The sequence below is a fragment of the Campylobacter concisus UNSWCS genome (assembly GCF_000466685.1).
Lineage (GTDB): Bacteria > Campylobacterota > Campylobacteria > Campylobacterales > Campylobacteraceae > Campylobacter_A > Campylobacter_A concisus_A.
This window is the reverse complement of the sequence record NZ_ANNG01000004.1, coordinates 21759-38191: the sequence shown is the minus strand read 5'-3', so window position 1 is coordinate 38191 and position 16433 is coordinate 21759. Positions and strand designations below refer to the sequence as shown.

General features: G+C 40.0%; 17 protein-coding genes. 15 read left to right on the top strand and 2 right to left on the bottom strand.

The features are described from left to right. The first annotated feature begins 52 nt into the window (after window positions 1-52). Window positions 53-1720, top strand: coding sequence for an anaerobic C4-dicarboxylate transporter (locus UNSWCS_RS00685; protein ID WP_035143311.1), 1668 nt, complete (start codon window positions 53-55; stop codon window positions 1718-1720). Between the two features lie 44 nt (window positions 1721-1764). On the opposite strand, the gene flhB is transcribed toward UNSWCS_RS00685, so the two are convergent. Further along, complete coding sequence (flhB, locus tag UNSWCS_RS00680; RefSeq protein WP_035143308.1) at window positions 1765-2838, bottom strand: flagellar biosynthesis protein FlhB; 1074 nt, start codon at window positions 2836-2838, stop codon at window positions 1765-1767. Between the two features lie 145 nt (window positions 2839-2983). On the opposite strand from flhB, the gene UNSWCS_RS00675 reads away from it, so the two are divergent. The 3 genes from UNSWCS_RS00675 to rpmA all read left to right on the top strand — a co-directional run bounded on the left by UNSWCS_RS00675 (window position 2984) and on the right by rpmA (window position 4637). Continuing rightward, window positions 2984-3946 carry a hypothetical protein gene (locus tag UNSWCS_RS00675; protein ID WP_021086847.1) on the top strand — a complete coding sequence of 321 codons (963 nt, stop codon included), beginning with the start codon at window positions 2984-2986 and terminating at the stop codon, window positions 3944-3946. Window positions 3947-4053: 107 nt separating this feature from the next. After that, window positions 4054-4368 carry a 50S ribosomal protein L21 gene (rplU, locus tag UNSWCS_RS00670; RefSeq protein ID WP_002942523.1) on the top strand — a complete coding sequence of 105 codons (315 nt, stop codon included), beginning with the start codon at window positions 4054-4056 and terminating at the stop codon, window positions 4366-4368. An 11-nt stretch (window positions 4369-4379) separates the two neighbouring features. Beyond that, window positions 4380-4637, top strand: coding sequence for a 50S ribosomal protein L27 (gene rpmA, locus UNSWCS_RS00665; protein ID WP_002942569.1), 258 nt, complete (start codon window positions 4380-4382; stop codon window positions 4635-4637). A 120-nt stretch (window positions 4638-4757) separates the two neighbouring features. On the opposite strand, the gene uvrA is transcribed toward rpmA, so the two are convergent. After that, the gene (uvrA, locus tag UNSWCS_RS00660) at window positions 4758-7586 is read right to left on the bottom strand and encodes an excinuclease ABC subunit UvrA (protein WP_021086843.1); all 2829 of its coding nucleotides are present in this window, start codon (window positions 7584-7586) and stop codon (window positions 4758-4760) included. A gap of 173 nt (window positions 7587-7759) precedes the next feature. On the opposite strand from uvrA, the gene UNSWCS_RS00655 reads away from it, so the two are divergent. From UNSWCS_RS00655 to UNSWCS_RS00605, 11 genes are all read left to right on the top strand, one after another. Beyond that, entirely contained in the window at window positions 7760-8044 is a 285-nt protein-coding gene (locus tag UNSWCS_RS00655) for an NADH-quinone oxidoreductase subunit I (RefSeq protein WP_002942606.1), read from the top strand. A gap of 102 nt (window positions 8045-8146) precedes the next feature. Then, a complete protein-coding gene (gene ndk, locus UNSWCS_RS00650; protein WP_002942517.1) occupies window positions 8147-8560 on the top strand; it encodes a nucleoside-diphosphate kinase in 414 nt (137 codons plus the stop codon). Between the two features lie 14 nt (window positions 8561-8574). Then, window positions 8575-8934: a hypothetical protein gene (locus tag UNSWCS_RS00645; protein WP_002942543.1), complete on the top strand. Its 360-nt coding sequence runs from the start codon at window positions 8575-8577 to the stop codon at window positions 8932-8934. A gap of 11 nt (window positions 8935-8945) precedes the next feature. Then, window positions 8946-9092 (top strand): 50S ribosomal protein L32, encoded by a 147-nt coding sequence (gene rpmF, locus UNSWCS_RS00640; RefSeq protein WP_002942540.1) that lies wholly within the window; start codon window positions 8946-8948, stop codon window positions 9090-9092. A gap of 3 nt (window positions 9093-9095) precedes the next feature. After that, a complete protein-coding gene (gene plsX, locus UNSWCS_RS00635) occupies window positions 9096-10085 on the top strand; it encodes a phosphate acyltransferase PlsX (protein WP_021086880.1) in 990 nt (329 codons plus the stop codon). A 3-nt stretch (window positions 10086-10088) separates the two neighbouring features. Further along, window positions 10089-11093, top strand: a complete 1005-nt coding sequence (locus UNSWCS_RS00630; protein WP_021086846.1) for a beta-ketoacyl-ACP synthase III — start codon at window positions 10089-10091, stop codon at window positions 11091-11093. A gap of 174 nt (window positions 11094-11267) precedes the next feature. Next, entirely contained in the window at window positions 11268-11867 is a 600-nt protein-coding gene (locus tag UNSWCS_RS00625; RefSeq protein ID WP_021086863.1) for a peroxiredoxin, read from the top strand. Window positions 11868-11989: 122 nt separating this feature from the next. Next, complete coding sequence (locus UNSWCS_RS00620) at window positions 11990-13072, top strand: PilZ domain-containing protein (RefSeq protein ID WP_021086858.1); 1083 nt, start codon at window positions 11990-11992, stop codon at window positions 13070-13072. 8 nt (window positions 13073-13080) lie between these two features. Further along, window positions 13081-15369: an ATP-binding protein gene (locus tag UNSWCS_RS00615; RefSeq protein WP_021086844.1), complete on the top strand. Its 2289-nt coding sequence runs from the start codon at window positions 13081-13083 to the stop codon at window positions 15367-15369. A 59-nt stretch (window positions 15370-15428) separates the two neighbouring features. Further along, window positions 15429-16040, top strand: coding sequence for a glycerol-3-phosphate 1-O-acyltransferase PlsY (plsY, locus tag UNSWCS_RS00610; protein WP_021086848.1), 612 nt, complete (start codon window positions 15429-15431; stop codon window positions 16038-16040). After that, window positions 16037-16363, top strand: a complete 327-nt coding sequence (locus UNSWCS_RS00605; protein WP_021086851.1) for a dihydroneopterin aldolase — start codon at window positions 16037-16039, stop codon at window positions 16361-16363. The genes plsY and UNSWCS_RS00605 overlap by 4 nt, the downstream gene beginning before the upstream one ends. The last annotated feature ends 70 nt before the right edge of the window (window positions 16364-16433 follow it).

Below are 16433 nucleotides of genomic sequence, written 5' to 3'. Positions count from 1 at the left end.
ATTCATAAGAGATATAATCAACATTAAATTTACATTTAACTTAGGAGGTTTCATGGATTTTCTCATGAATTTAAGTGAAGGCGTGCAGTTTGCTATCCAGCTTCTCATCGTCCTTATCTGTTTGTTCTACGGAGCTAAAAAAGGCGGTATAGCGCTTGGTATGCTGGGCGGTATCGGTCTTGTAGTTCTCGTTTTTGGATTTAACATCGAACCTGGTAAGCCTGCCATCGATGTTATGCTAACCATCCTTGCTGTCGTTGTGGCAAGTGCTACACTTCAAGCTAGTGGCGGTCTTGACGTTATGCTTCAAATAGCAGAAACCATACTTAGAAAAAATCCAAAATATGTAAGTATCTTAGCTCCATTTGTAACATGTACGCTTACTATTTTATGCGGAACTGGACACGTTGTTTATACCGTGCTTCCTATCGTTTATGATATCGCTATCAAAAACGGCATCCGCCCAGAGCGTCCAATGGCTGCAAGCTCTATCGCTTCACAAATGGGTATCATCGCTAGCCCAGTTTCAGTCGCTGTTGTAACCCTTACTAGCTTTCTTATCAATGCTAAAACTCACTTAGCTGGCTTTGATGGATACTTGGACCTTTTAAAGATCACTATCCCATCAACATTTTGTGGCGTTCTGGCGATAGGAATTTTTAGTTGGTTTAGAGGCAAAGACCTTGATAAAGATGAAGTCTTTCAAGCAAAGCTTCAAGACCCTGAGTTTAAAAAATACGTTTATGGCGACAGCGCAACACTTCTAGGCAAAAAACTTCCTATGCACCAATGGGCTGCAATGTGGATATTTTTAGGATCTATCCTTGTAGTCGCACTTCTTGGATACTTTAAAGATCTTCGCCCAAGCTGGCCTACCTATAAAGACGCAACAGTCGTTCAAATAGTAGCAAACCTTCCAACTGAGCAAAAAGTCTTAAAAACCTTAAAAATAAAAGACGCCAGCATCCAAACTGAAGCTGCTGAGTTAAAAGTTTCAAACGACAAGCTAAACTCAAATCAAAAAGCTCAATCAGTCAAAATCATCGGCAAAGATGCAAATCAAACTCTTACTCGCACAGCTGATGGTGCAGTAACATATATAAATGAAAAAGGCGCAAAAGAGGAATTTCAAGGTGCTTATATCAACATAAGCAACAAACTAGCCTCTTCAAAGAGCCTAAGCATGGTTCATGTTATCCAAATTTTCATGCTTTTAACAGGTGCAATCATCTTGATATTCACTCCAACAGATGCTAGCAAGATCGGTAAAAACGAGATCTTTAGATCAGGTATGATCGCTCTTGTTGCGGTATTTGGTATCTCTTGGATGGCTGAGACAATGTTTGCAGTGCATACTCCGATGATGAAAGAAGCACTAGGTGGCATCGTAAAAGAACACCCTTGGACCTATGCGGTTATGCTACTTATCATCTCTAAATTTGTTAACTCTCAAGCTGCAGCTTTGGTTGCATTCGTGCCATTAGCACTAAACATCGACGTTAATCCTGCTGTAATCCTAGCCTTTGCACCAGCTTGCTATGGATACTACATCCTACCAACATACCCAAGCGACCTTGCGGCCATTCAGTTTGATAGAAGTGGCACAACACACATTGGTAAATTTGTTATCAACCACAGCTTCATCTTCCCAGGCCTTATCGGCGTTATAGTCTCTTGTATATTTGGCTATATCTTCGCTACTGCGTTTGGCTATCTATAATAGATAAATTTCTTGCTGCCCTTTGGTGGCAAGAAATTTCTTCATCAAAGTTTATCTTTAAATTTCTGCTTATTGCTCATATAAACAAAGCTTAGCACTTCAGCCACAGCTCTAAAAAGATGTGCTGGTATCGTATCATCGACCTCACAAACTCTATAAAGCTCCCTTGCAAGAGGTGGATTTTCATAAATTTGCACTCCGTTTTCAACCGCTACCTTTTTTATCTGAAGCGCCAAGAAATCAACCCCTTTAGCAAGTATTATCGGTGCTTCGTCGCGGCTTTTGTCGTATCTGATCGCCACGGCATAGTGAGTTGGGTTTGTGATGACGACGTCAGCTTGTGGGATATTTTGCATCATTCGCCGCTTAGCTGCACGCATTTGTGCTTGGCGGATCCTGCCTTTTACCTGTGGGTCGCCCTCCATCTGCTTATACTCATCCTTGATCTCTTGCTTGCTCATGCGAAGGTCTTTAAAATACTGAAAACGCACGATAAGCAGGTCAGCAAGGCCGATCACAAAAAGTATAAAAAGCATGACGCTAACTAAGATGATGAGCTTCTCTTTTAGCCACGCAAGCTGGTCAAACATCGACAAAAATAGCGTGTGTGGAAGCTCTTTGATAAACTGCAAGAAAAAGTAAAATCCAACTCCAAAGACGATGCTTACTTTAACGACGATCTTGACGCTCTCGATCGCCTTTTTCATAGAAAATAAATTTTTTAGCCCTTTTAGTGGATTTATCTTGCCAAAATTTGGTGTTATGGGCTTTGTGGTAAATATAAAACCAAACTGCATTACATTTGCGATTATGCCAGCGACCGCGACGCAGATACAAACTGGCAATATCATCAGAAGTGCCCTGCCAAAGGTATTTACGACGATCATTTTTACCGTTGGCAATGTCAGTGGCTGACCGATAAATTTAGAGTAGTAGATATAAAGCGAGATGATCTGATCTTTCATGAAATTTAGCATCGCAAGCAACACACCAATAGCAATAACTAGGGTCACAAAGCCTGATAGGTCCTGACTTTTGGGGACGTTGCCGTCCTTTTTGGCGTCTTCTATCTTTTTGGGGGTCGCTTCTTCGGTTTTTTCCTGATCTTCGCCTGCCATTTTTGTCCTAGGGTTGCTTAAATTTGGGCGATTATAGCCAAAATGCGGTTAAAATATCCGCTAAAATTAACTTTTTGTGAGCCAAAAAAACTAAGCCATTTTAGGCGTTTTTGGCTAAAATTAGCAAAATTAAGGAGCACGCAAAATGTCATTTTTAGAAAGCTTATTTAACATTTTCAAAACCAAAAAACCACCAAAAAGCGATGAAGAGCTACTTTTAGACGAGTATGCAAGCATTTACGCCGAGATAAAAGAGAAAAATTTAAACGATTACGACTTTTTATGTGAGCTCATACGATTACTCTCTTTTTCAAGAGCCAGACGCTACGACTTTTGCCTTGAGAAGTGCCTAGCTGATGGCGACGCTGAGGCACTAAATGATCTTATCTTTCAATACGCTAAGCTAAATTTACTCCCAGGATGTAGCGGCGGATATGACCAGTGTGAGAAGCTGATCCCTGCGTTTTTTGCTATCGCTTGTGGCGACACAGATAGTATGGCAAGGATCTTTCCAAAAGGCTTGCCACCTAGCAAAAACGGCTATAAATTTCTATGTGTTATGCATGATCTGCTCACGGCGATACTTTGGCAAGATGAAAATTTGCTTGCCCCAGCCCTAGAAAAGGCTCACACTTTTGCAGAGTCCAAAAAGCCAGCAAATGAAAGAGAAGCAGTTAAATTTGTACTTGCCTTGCATGAAAAGGACACGGCTGCCATGAGCGAGCATTTGCAGAAATTTTGCTCCACTTTTGGCAGGACAGATGCACCTAAATTTGAAAAACGCCTCTACATCTTCGCGCACGGACTTCACGCACTAGCGCGCTACTTTTTACCGCTTGAACTCTTTAAAGAGATAAAGCTACCAAAAAATGAAAATTTCAGTAAATTTTACGCACAAAGGCTCTTTCAAAATGAAATTCCTAAGCCAAAACTCTATTTTACTTTTCCGCCTGAGCTTGAACTGATAAATGTGATCTTAAGCGCACCAGTAGCCAAAACACTGTTGTATCAGCCACATTTACCAAATGACAAAACCTTCTTTCTAGATCATACATCTATGATAAGAAATTTAGCGGATGAGATCATAAGATCAGGGGCATTAAAGTAGAATTTATAAACTTTTAGCTAATATTCACACCTTACAACCAACAAAGCTCCATAAATCTTTTGCAAAAAAGTGCTTTTTGGTCTTACCAAATTTTAGAAAGGTAGAGTATGTCAAAATACGCTATATTTAAGCATGGCGGTAAGCAATATCGTGTTAGCGAGGGCGAGTTCCTTAAGCTAGATCACTTTAGTGCTGAAGCTAAATCAACCGTTGAGATTACAGAAGTTTTAGCTGTAAACGACGGCGAAGTAAAGGTAGGTGCGCCATTTGTTAAGGGTGCAAAAGTTGTTCTTGAGGTCGTTAATGAAGGCAAAGACAAAAAAGTAGTTATCTACAAAAAACGCAGACGTAAAGACTCAAAACTAAAACGCGGCTTTAGAAGACAATTTACACGTGTAAAAGTCGTAAGTATCGCAGCTTAAGGAGATAAGATATGGCACACAAAAAAGGTCAAGGTTCAACCCAAAATAACCGTGATAGTATCGGACGCCGATTAGGTGTTAAGAAATTTGGTGGCGAGTTCGTTCGTGCTGGAAATATAATCATCCGCCAAAGAGGAACAGCAACTCACGCTGGAAATAACGTAGGTCTTGGCAAAGATCACACTATTTTTGCATTAGTCGATGGCTTTGTAAAATTTGAAAGACTTGATAAAAACAGAAAAAAAGTATCTGTTTATCCAGCTGCATAATCCCAGGGGCGTTCGCCCCTTTTTCTTTTAAATACACTTAGAATTTAGCAATTTTAATTTATCTTACTTATTATATATAGCTTGGCATTTTAGACAAATACCAAACCATATAAATTTATTTTATTTCGCTTTTAACAAAGCAAGCTCTTGCGCTAGAAATTCCCCTGTGTAGCTGCCAGTTTTTTTGTAGTTTTTAGCCACCTCTTTGACGCTGCCGCACGCTATTACTTTACCGCCTTTTGCGCCGCCCTCTGGCCCCATATCGACGATATAGTCGCAGTTTTTGATGACATCCATATTATGCTCGATCACAAAAACAGAATTTCCAAGATCGACCAGGTGATTTAGCACCTTCACAAGCCTATCTACGTCAGCAAAATGAAGCCCTGTCGTTGGCTCATCAAGGATATAAAGGGTATTTCCAGTGTCGCTTCTGCTAAGCTCTTTTGCTAGCTTTACGCGCTGCGCCTCGCCACCACTAAGTGTGACTGCGTTTTGTCCAAGCGTGATGTAGCCAAGCCCCACGTCTTGCAGCGTGGTGAGCTTTGAAGCAATCTTTGGCACAGCCTTAAAGAACTCAACCGCCTCATCTATGCTCATATTTAGCACCTCGGCGATATTTTTGCCTTTGTATAAAATTTCCAAGGTCTGAGCGTTATATCTAGCACCATTACAAACGTCACAAACCACGTTGATATCAGGCAAAAAGTGCATCTCGATCGTGATCTCGCCCTCGCCTTGGCACTTCTCGCAGCGCCCGCCCTTGACGTTGAAGCTAAAGCGCCCTATTTTATAGCCTCTAAGCTTGGCCTCTTTAGTCTGCGCGAACAAATTTCTTATCTCATCCATCACGCCAGTATAAGTCGCTGGATTTGAGCGTGGGGTGCGGCCTATCGGGCTTTGATCGAGGTATATGACCTTGTCTAAATTCTCAAGTCCGCTTAAATTTACCCCAGCTATTTTTTTTACTTTTTTGGCTCTATTTAGCTGCTCCTGCGCCTCTGGGAGCAAGGTCTGAAGCACTAGCGAGCTCTTGCCAGATCCTGAGACACCAGTGATACCAACTAAATTTCTAAGTGGAAATTTAGCGGTTAAATTTGAGATGTTGTTGATATTTACATTTGAAATTTCGAGCCACTTCTCGGCTTTCCTATTTTTTTGATAGTCGATCCTTTTCTTACCATTTATGTATTGTGCAGTCTGAGTGTCCGAGCTTAAAAGCTCTTTTGCCGTGCCTGCAAAGACCACGCTACCACCAAATTTACCAGCTCCAGGGCCGATATCTACGATAAAATCAGCCTCTTCTATCGTCTTTTTATCATGCTCGACGACGATTACAGAGTTGCCTTTAGCTTGTAAATTTCTAAGTGTCTTTATGAGTTTTAACGTATCTCGCTCGTGAAGGCCGATACTTGGCTCATCAAGCACATACATGACGCCACTGAGCCCACTTCCTATCTGGCTTGCGATCCTGATGCGCTGTGCCTCGCCACCGCTGATCGTCCTAGCATCACGCCCAAGTGATAAATAGCCAAGCCCCACGTCATACAAAAAGAAAAGCCTTTCGTTGATCTCTTTTAAGATAGGCTTTGCGATCGCCTTGTCGTAGTCGCTTAGGTAAGCAAAATTTTTCTCATTTGAGAAAAAAGCGGTGCAGTTTTCTATACTCATATCTAAAATTTCACCAAGCCCAAGGCCAGCGACCTTGACCGCTAAGCTTTGAGGCTTTAGTCTGTGGCCATTACAAGCGTCACAAATTTTCTCACTCATATACTCGTCAAAATCTTTATAATCCTTCAAAAGCCCGTGTGAAATTTTGACCACACCATCAAATTTTCTAAGCAGTTTATTTCGCTTCCAAAAGAACGAAACCTCCTTGACATTGCCGTATAAAACGAGCCTCTTTTCATCTTCGCTAAGCTCGTAATATGGCTTTTTGATATCGATGCCATTTTGCTCGCAAAAAGCAAGTAAAAATTTATAGTAATAGCTCATGTTATAGCCGTAAAGTAGCTTGATAGCGCCGTTTTCTATCGATTTTTCCTCGTCGATGATCTTGCTCATATCTAGGCTATATCTTATGCCAAGTCCGTCGCAGTGCTCGCAAGCGCCCTTTGGTGAGTTAAAGCTAAAGCTTAGCGGCTCAAGCGGCGTAAATGAAATTTTGCAGTCAAAACAAGCCATGTGCTCGCTGTAATGTATAAAACTCTCTTTTAAGCCAAGCTCGTCAGCATTTGCGATCTCTATTTCGACCTCGCCAAAGCTCTCATTTAGCGCCTTTTCAACGTCGCTTGCAAGGCGCTCGTGATTTTGCTCGTCGATGGCGATCCTATCAACGATGACCTTTATCGTATGTTTTTTCGTTTTTGCAAGCTCGATCTCCTCATCAAGCCTCACCACCACGCCGTCTATCTGCGCCCTTACAAAGCCTTTTTGGCGTAAATTTTCGATCAAGTCTGCCCATGTGCCCTTTTTCTCACGAACTAGCGGCGCATAGATGATCACTTTTGCGCCAAGCGGGAGCTTTGAAATTTCATTTATGATGTCGCTTGCACTCATTTTTGAGATAGGTTTGCCGCATTTATGGCAGTGCTGCACGCCGACTCTTGCGTATAAAAGCCTTAGATAATCATAAATTTCAGTGATCGTACCAACCGTTGAGCGAGGGTTTTTTGAAGTTGTCTTTTGATCTATCGCGATAGCAGGCGTTAAACCCTCAATCTTATCGACATCAGGCTTACCCACGCGGTCTAAAAACTGCCTAGCATAGCTGCTAAGGCTCTCCATATACCTGCGCTGCCCCTCAGCATAGAGCGTGTCAAAGGCTAGTGTGCTCTTGCCACTGCCGCTAAGACCGGTAAAAACTACTAATTTATTTTTGGGAATTTCAAGGTTTAAATTTTTAAGATTGTGCTCGCGAGCGCCAGTTATTTTTATAGTATCATTCATTAAATTTATACGACCTTTTTAAAATTTTAATCTGTAAATTTAGTCTAAAAGTGATAAAAACTTTATAAAGTAGTTTAGAGAAATTAAGCGTGTTATGAAAATTTAAGAGTATATTTATATCATTTTCAGTTTTTTTTGATATTCTACGCCAAAATTTTATTTAAGGAGAAAAAATGTCTGTAAAAATAACCGATATATGCATAAGCTGTGGTTCATGCATCGATGAGTGCCCAGTTTCAGCTATTGTTGATGATAGCGACAACCCAACTGGAGCAGATACATACTATGTTTATTCAAACAAATGCGTTGAGTGCGTAGGCTATAACGACGAGCCAGCCTGTGCATCTGCCTGTCCAACTGATGGTTGCATCGTTTGGGATGCCGTAGTAGCAGGACAACCTTCACGTGATCAAATCGGCGCTGACGCTCGCACTGGCAGCACTCCAGTTATCCAATAAATTTACAAATTTTAGGCTCAAATTTGAGCCTATTTTATTTTTAAGCTTTATTTGATATAATTGCCAACTTCATTTAAATAACCTAAATTTTAAGGAAAATTTATGCAAAGAACACTTTCTATTATTAAGCCTGACGCTGTTAAGAAAAATGTTGTTGGAAAGATTATAGATAGATTTGAAAGCAATGGCTTAAGAATCGCAGCTGCAAAGAAAATCAAACTTAGCAAATGTGATGCAAAAGCATTTTATGCAGTTCATAAAGATAGACCTTTCTTCAACGATCTAGTTGATTTTATGGTAAGCGGACCAGTTGTAGTTATGGTTTTAGAGGGCGAAAATGCAGTTGCTAAAAACCGCGAGCTAATGGGTGCAACTAACCCAAAAGAAGCAGCTCCTGGCACAATTAGAGCTGATTTTGCTGATAGCATTGACGCAAACGCAGTCCACGGAAGCGACAGCCTAGAAAACGCTGTAAATGAGATAAATTTCTTCTTTGCTTCAAGAGAAATTTGCTAACTTTGGACTAAAATTTGATTATTCCGTTTTCTAAAATAGCAAACAAAGAGATAAACTTTGAGCTAGTAAGAAACAATGATCTAGTTTTTAGTGGAATTTTAAAAAGAAAAGACCCTTTTTTGGTAAAATGCCAAGGCACTATAAAGGGTGAGATAAAATATATTTGCGATCGATGCGGTGATGAATTTATGCTACCTATCGATCAAGACGTAGAGCTAAATTTAAGTGACGGTGTCTATAAAGACAGAGAAAATGAGCTTAGCGATACGGTTGAATTTTTTGATGGCAATATTGATTTAAAAGAAGTTTTTGAAAGTGAGCTAGAAGCTTTTAAGAGCGATTATTTTTATTGTGAAAAATGTAAAAATTTATAAAGGAGAATAAAATGGCAGTACCAAAGCGAAGAGTGAGTCATTCTCGTGCAGCAAAACGTAGAACACATTACAAAGTTACACTTCCAGTGCCTGTAAAAGACAAAGATGGTTCTTGGAAAATGCCTCACCGCATAAACAAAACAACAGGTGAATACTAAAATATGATTCGCATTGCTATTGATGCTATGGGTGGTGATTTTGGTGCAGATCCTATAATATCTGGCGTTATTGAAGCACTAAAAGAGACAGAATTTAAAGCTGTATTAGTTGGCGATAGCAATGCCATAAAACCACTCATCCCACAACCCTATTTAAAAAATATAGAATTTATAGAAGCTACTGAAGTCATCTCTATGGCTGACGGAGCGACAGACGCGCTAAAAAGAAAAGATAGCACGATCTACAAAGCTGTTGAGCTTTTAAAAGATAAAAATGTCGATGCTGTCGTTTCTGCTGGTCACAGCGGTGCGACTATGAGCTTAGCTACATTAAGAGTTGGTAGACTAAAAAATGTTTCTCGTCCAGCGATCGCAACACTTATGCCAAATTCAAAAGAGACAGCTACTTTGGTTTTGGATGTTGGCGCAAATGTTGATTGCAGAAGCGAACACTTGTTTCAATTTGCCATAATGGGTGAAGCCTATGCAAAAGAAATTTTAGGCAGAAAAGAGCCAAAAGTAGGTCTTTTGTCAAATGGTGAAGAAGAGAGTAAAGGCAATGAAGTCAGCAAAGAGGCTTTTAAACTAGTTTCTAGACTTGATAGCTTTGTTGGCAATGCAGAAGGTAATCAAATTTTTGATGGTAGCATTGATGTCATGGTCTGCGACGGTTTTATGGGAAATATCCTACTAAAAACGAGCGAAGGCGTCGCTGATGCCATAGGCAAGATCATCAAAAAGCAAGTAAAAAAATCACCCCTTGCTATGGCTGGATCGGTGCTTATGAGAAAAGTTTTCAAAACTCTAAAAAAACAAGTCAGTTACGATGAGTATGGCGGTGCTCCGCTTCTTGGTGTAAATGGCTGCGTCATCATAAGTCACGGCAAAAGCAACTCAAAAGCTATAAAAAATGCAATCTTTCAAGCAATTAAATTTGCTAACTCAAATATAAATAAAGTTATAGAAGAAGAACTTTCACACTTTGCAAGGTAAAATATGCCAAAAGCTTCATTGATCTCCATTGCGTCATATGTCCCAGAAAAAATTTTAACAAATTTTGATTTTGAAAAAATGGTCGATACGAGCGATGAGTGGATAGTAAAGCGAACTGGCATAGAGCAAAGACACATTGCAACGACTGAGATAACAAGCGACCTTGGCACAAAAGCTGCCGAGCTAGCTATAAAACGCTCAGGCCTTGAAAAATCACAAATCGATGCAGTGATATGCGCTACGATATCTCCGGATCATCTTTGCATGCCTTCAACTGCTTGCAAAATAGCTGCAAATTTAGGTTTAAATTTTGGCATCACAGCTTTTGATATAAGCGCGGCTTGCACGGGTTTTATCTATCTTTTAGAGCTTGCAAATTCCCTTGTTACAAGTGGTGCTAAGAAAAATGTTTTGATCATAGGAGCTGAAAAACTAAGCTCGATGATCGACTACACAGATAGAAGCACTTGCATACTTTTTGGTGACGGAGCTGGTGCTGCTGTGATAAGTGCGAGCGAAGAAAACGAGATCATTGACATTCACACTGCAAGCGACGGCAGACAGGCTGAGCTTTTGATAACTCCAGGATGTGGCAGTGCATTTCCAGCTAGCGAAGAGACGCTAAAAAATAGACTAAATTTCATCCACATGAGCGGAAATGAGGTCTTTAAGATAGCAGTTCAAACACTTAGCAAAAGCGTTATAGAAATTTTACACGCAAACAAAATGCAAAGCGAAGATATCGACTTTTTCATACCTCATCAAGCAAATATCAGGATAATAGACGCTGTAAAAAATAGGCTAAATTTCACCGACGAGCAGTGCGTTTTGACAGTTGCAAAATATGGTAACACAAGCTCTGCTTCTATCCCAATGGCAATGAATGATGCTTACGAGGATGGACGCATCAAAAATGGTTCAGTTTTGCTTCTTGATGCATTTGGCGGTGGCTTTACTTGGGGTTCGGCGATACTAAAATTTGGCGGAAAAAATTTTAGCGATCTATAATTAACCGCTTCTATACCCAAAACTTTAAATTTAATAAATTTTTAAAAATTTCCATTCATTTTCAAATGCATATTAAAATTACAATGTTTTAAATTTTCAGATCTATTTAATTAGAATTTAAATTTTTATGGATATAATTTCGCAATCAATAAAATTTATTATTAAGGAGAAAATATGTTAGTAACAAAAAAAGCACCTGACTTTACAGCTGCAGCAGTTTTAGGAAACAATCAAATCGTAAATGATTTCAACCTTTACAAAAATATCGGCGAAAAGGGCGCTGTTGTGTTCTTCTATCCAATGGACTTTACATTTGTTTGCCCAAGTGAGATCATCGCGTTTGATAAAAGATATGACGAGTTCAAGTCACGCGGTATCGAAGTTATCGCAGTTTCTTGCGACAACCAGTTCTCACACTTTGCATGGAAAGAGACTCCAGTAAATAAAGGCGGTATCGGCAAAGTTCGCTTCCCAATCGTAGCTGACATGACAAAATCAATCGCTCGTGGCTTTGACGTACTTCTAGAAGACGCTGGCGTAGCACTTCGCGGTTCATTCCTACTTGACAAAGATGGCACAGTTCGCCACGCAGTTATAAATGACCTACCACTTGGCAGAAACATCGACGAGATGATCAGAATGGTAGATACTATGCTATTTACAAATGAGCACGGCGAAGTTTGCCCAGCTGGCTGGCACAAAGGTGATTCTGGTATGAAACCAAGCACTGAAGGTGTTGCTGACTACCTTTCACACAACGAAAGCAAACTATAATTATTCAAATTTCTAGGCAGCTTTGCCTAGAAATTCCCTCTCTACACAAATTTAAATATTTTTTTAATATAACTTTATATATGATAGCAATGTTTTAATAAATAACCTTTTTTGGAGACCCCATGGAGTTTAAGGGCAGGCAAGAACTTGTCGAAAATTGCGAGGATTGCATACTTGGTTTAAGAGCTAAATTTATAGATGAGGGCATCAAATTTTGCAGACAATTAACCCTTGTGGTGCCGCACGAGCAGATGAAAATTTGCCTTGAGAGCATCTTTGACGCTCTACTCATCCAAAAACCAAATGCCACACAAATTCGCGACGACTTAAACAGCCTAATACCAAAACTAAACGCAAAAGACGAGCTGATAAATTTCTTGCTCTTAAATTTGACACTAAATTTTAGTCATGCCTGCAAAGATGCAGTCTATGTGGGCTACTTTGTAAATGCCGTCTCAAGGTTGAAAGAAATTTTATATAACGCCGAAAATCATCAAGAGACAACAGTAAAAGAGATGATCGATACTGGCTCATTTTTCTACGAAGATCCGATCAACACATTTACACGCATGAAAAACGCCAAGGCCCGCCCTGAGTTTTTAAATTTATATGACGGCCTAAATATAAAATACGAAGCAGAAATTTTAGAAGTTAGAGAAGATAGCGTCGTATTTCGCGTAGATATGATGCAAATTTTAGCTATGAAGCAAGACGGCAAGGGCTTTATCCTGCCAAATAGCTTTTTCTCAAAGCAGCTTCGTGCCGATATCGTTGACTACAATATCGCCGATAAAAGCGTCACCCTTTCAAATTTCTCACGCACAGCGACCATGCACGCAAACAAGAGAAAATTCCAGCGCGTCTTACCAAACCGCTTTACCAAAATTTCTCTAAAAGGAGAGCAAGGCAAGCTTGAAGGCAGCCTTTATGACATCTCAGAAGGCGGCATGAGCATATTAAGCTCGCAAGCTACAAATTTTAAAGACGGAGAAGAGTTAGAGGCAAATTTTGACATCATGCTCTCACCAAATGAAGTAAAAAACGTCTCTTTAAAGCTAAGGCTAGTCACTGAGCTAGCATACAAGGGCTACATCAGATACTGCATGCAGCTAGTTGATGATGACAAAACGATAAAAGACTTCACGCAAAAACGCGTCAAAGAGACACTTGACGAACTTCGCTCACGCATAAATTTATACGAATAAGGCAACCAGTGAAAACCATACAAGAGAACTTAAAACTTTTTTACATCGGACTAAAAGATAAAGAGCCATTTTTTTATAAAAATAAGGACCTAACCACCCACGCAGCCATTATCGGCATGACAGGCAGCGGTAAAACAGGCCTTGGTATCACGCTTTTAGAAGAGGCCTGCATAGATAACATCCCCTCTATCATCATCGATCCAAAGGGCGATATCACAAATTTAGCCCTCACCTTTCCGCAGATGAGAGCGGAGGATTTTTTACCATACGTCGATGAAACAGAGGCTGCAAATAAAGGACAAAGCGTAGAGGAATTTGCCGCCGCTCAGGCCGAGCTTTGGAGAAACGGCATAGAGTCGAGCTTTCAAGACCTTGAACGCGTAAAAATTTTAAAAGATAGCGCTAACTTTAATATCTATACGCCAAAAAGCTCAGCTGGTATAGGCGTGGCGCTACTTAGCGACTTTGCCTGCCCAAATATTAGTGACGAAGAAATTTTTAGCAACTATATAAACTCGCTTGCGGCGTCGGTGCTATCGCTTATTGGCATGAGTTCAGAGGATATGAGCTCAAAAGAGCAGCTGCTAATATCCACTATATTTGAGAGCAAATTTAAAGAGCAAAAAGACGTCAGCATCGAGGAGCTTATAAATTTCATAGCAAATCCGCCGTTTAAAAAGATAGGCGTTTTTGATGTGGATACCTTTTATCCAAGCAGTGAGCGCCTAAAGCTTGCCATGAAGATAAACGCACTCATCGCAAGCCCAAGCTTTAAGGGCTGGACGCAGGGCGTTAGACTTGAAATTTCAAAGATGCTTTTTGACGAAAATGGCAAAGCAAAGTGCAATATCTTTACGATCTCACACCTAAATGACGCTGAGAGGATGTTTTTTGTCACCCTTTTACTAAACGAGATCATCGCGTGGATGCGCGGCACAGAGGGCACTAGCTCACTTAGAGCGATCTTATATATGGATGAAATTTTTGGCTTTTTCCCGCCAAACGCAAACCCTCCGTCAAAAACGCCTATGCTCACGCTTTTAAAACAAGCCCGTGCATTTGGTCTTGGCTGCGTCTTAAGCACGCAAAACCCAGTCGATCTTGACTACAAAGGCCTTAGCAACATCGGCACTTGGTTCATCGGCCGTCTCCAAACAGCGCAGGATAAAGCTCGCGTGATCGATGGACTAAGCGGCATCGCAGGCTCAAGCTTAGACAAAGCCTCGCTTGAAAATCTCATATCAAATTTAGCCAAAAGAAATTTCTTACTCAAAAATATAAACGAGGACGGCTTAAACGTTATCTCCACGCGCTGGGCACTTAGCTATCTAAAAGGTCCGCTAAGCCGTGAGCAAATTTCAAATTTGATGAAAGATAAAAAAGAGAATTTAAACAGCCAAAATGTAGATAAAAGCGAGATGAAATTTAGCGCAAAACCTATCATCTCAAGTGCGATCACGCAGCTTTATGCTAGCTCAAAAAGCCTCACACCAAATTTACTAGCAAACGCAAAAGTGAGAATTTACGACGCTAAAAAGGGCATAGACAGCGTTTGTGAGGTAAGCTACCTTTACGAGCTTAGTGAAAACGACAAAGAGCCAAACTGGAGTGAGGCTAGCGAAGGCATGCACGTTGATGCGAGCGAAAATGAACCAAGCGGTGCAAGCTATGCAGCTGTGCCAAATTTCGTAACGAGCGCTAAAAATTTTGACGCTTTAGAGAAAGATTTTAAAGAGTTTTTGTATAGAAATTTCAAATTTAACACCTTTGAGGCGATGGGAATTTACTCAAAAGAAAATGAGTCAAAAGAGGAGTTTTTCATAAGACTTCAAGATAAGTGCAATGAAATTTTAGAAGAGCAAACCGCAAAACTCACGGCTAAATTTGAAAAAGAGCAAAAGAGCTTGCAAGATAAGCTAAATAAAGCCCTTGCAAAGCTTGATAAAGAGCAAAAAGAGATGACCACAAGCGGTCTTGATGCAGCTATAAATATAGGCGCAAGCATATTTGGAGCGATATTTGGCAACAAGCTCTTATCTCGCCAAAACGCTGGCAAGATCGCTTCTAGTGCAAGAAGTGCAAACAAGGTATTAAAAGAGCGAAGTGACGTCAAGCTTAGCGAGCAAAGCGTAAATGATATAAATTTGGCCATAAGCGAGCTTGAGGAGAAATTTGCACAAGAGTGCGATGCACTAAAAGAGGCGAATGATGTTAAAAACATCACGATAAACGAAACGCAAATTTCACCAAAGAAAAGCGACATCTACGACGAAAAAGTCGTGCTTTTGTGGAGATGATTTATAAAAAAATTAGTATTTTTTTATTATCATTTCTCTTTAAATTTAAAAGGTAAAATATGCAAAATTTAATACTTTATGCCGTTAGCTACCTGCTTGGTAGCATCCCATCAGGGCTCATACTAGCAAAAATTTTTGGTCATGTTGATATAAAAAAAGAGGGCAGCAAAAGCATAGGCGCGACAAATGTTTTAAGGGTTTTAAAGCAAACAAACCCAAAACTCGCCAAAAAATTAGCCATTTTAACAGTAGTTTGTGACGTTTTAAAGGGCGTTTTGCCACTCATCATAGCCTCTTTGCTTGGAGTTAGCCAAAGCGTGCTTTGGACGATGGCAGTTTTAAGCGTTGTGGGGCATTGTTTTTCTATTTTTTTAGGCTTTCAAGGTGGCAAAGGTGTGGCAACCGGAGCTGGCGTACTCGCATTTTTCTTGCCAGTTGAGATAATAATCGCTCTTGTCGTTTGGTTTTTGGTTGGTAAATTTTTAAAGATAAGCTCTCTAGCCTCGCTATGCGCGCTAATAGCTCTCATCGCATCAAGCTTTATCATCCACCCAGAGCTTGATGAGATTTACACTCACGCGCCGATCCTTATCATCGCATTTTTGGTAGTTTATAAACACATACCAAATATCGTTCGCCTGCTTTCAGGCAAGGAGCAAAAAGTCGTATGAAAAGCGAAATAACAACGATCATTAAAGATTATAAATTTCAAACCGTTATCGGGATGTTTGACTTTGAGCGAGTTGCAAAGCAAGAGGTAAAAGTAAGCTTAGAATTTCGCTCGACTAGCTTGATTGATTATGTTTTGGTGGCTGATTTTATAAAAGAATTTTACAATGAGATGAAATTTCAAAGCGTAGAAGAGTCACTAGAAGTAACCTGCAAAGCGCTAAAAGAGAGGTTTAGCTCGCTTACTAGCTTGGATATGGAGATTTTAAAAACCGAGATTTTACCAAATGCAATTGTCGGTGCAAAAATCAGCACTGTTTTTTAAAAATTTATTAAAGTATCTTGAAATATTTCTTAATTTATGATACAATCGACCATAAATTTTAGTTTAAGGA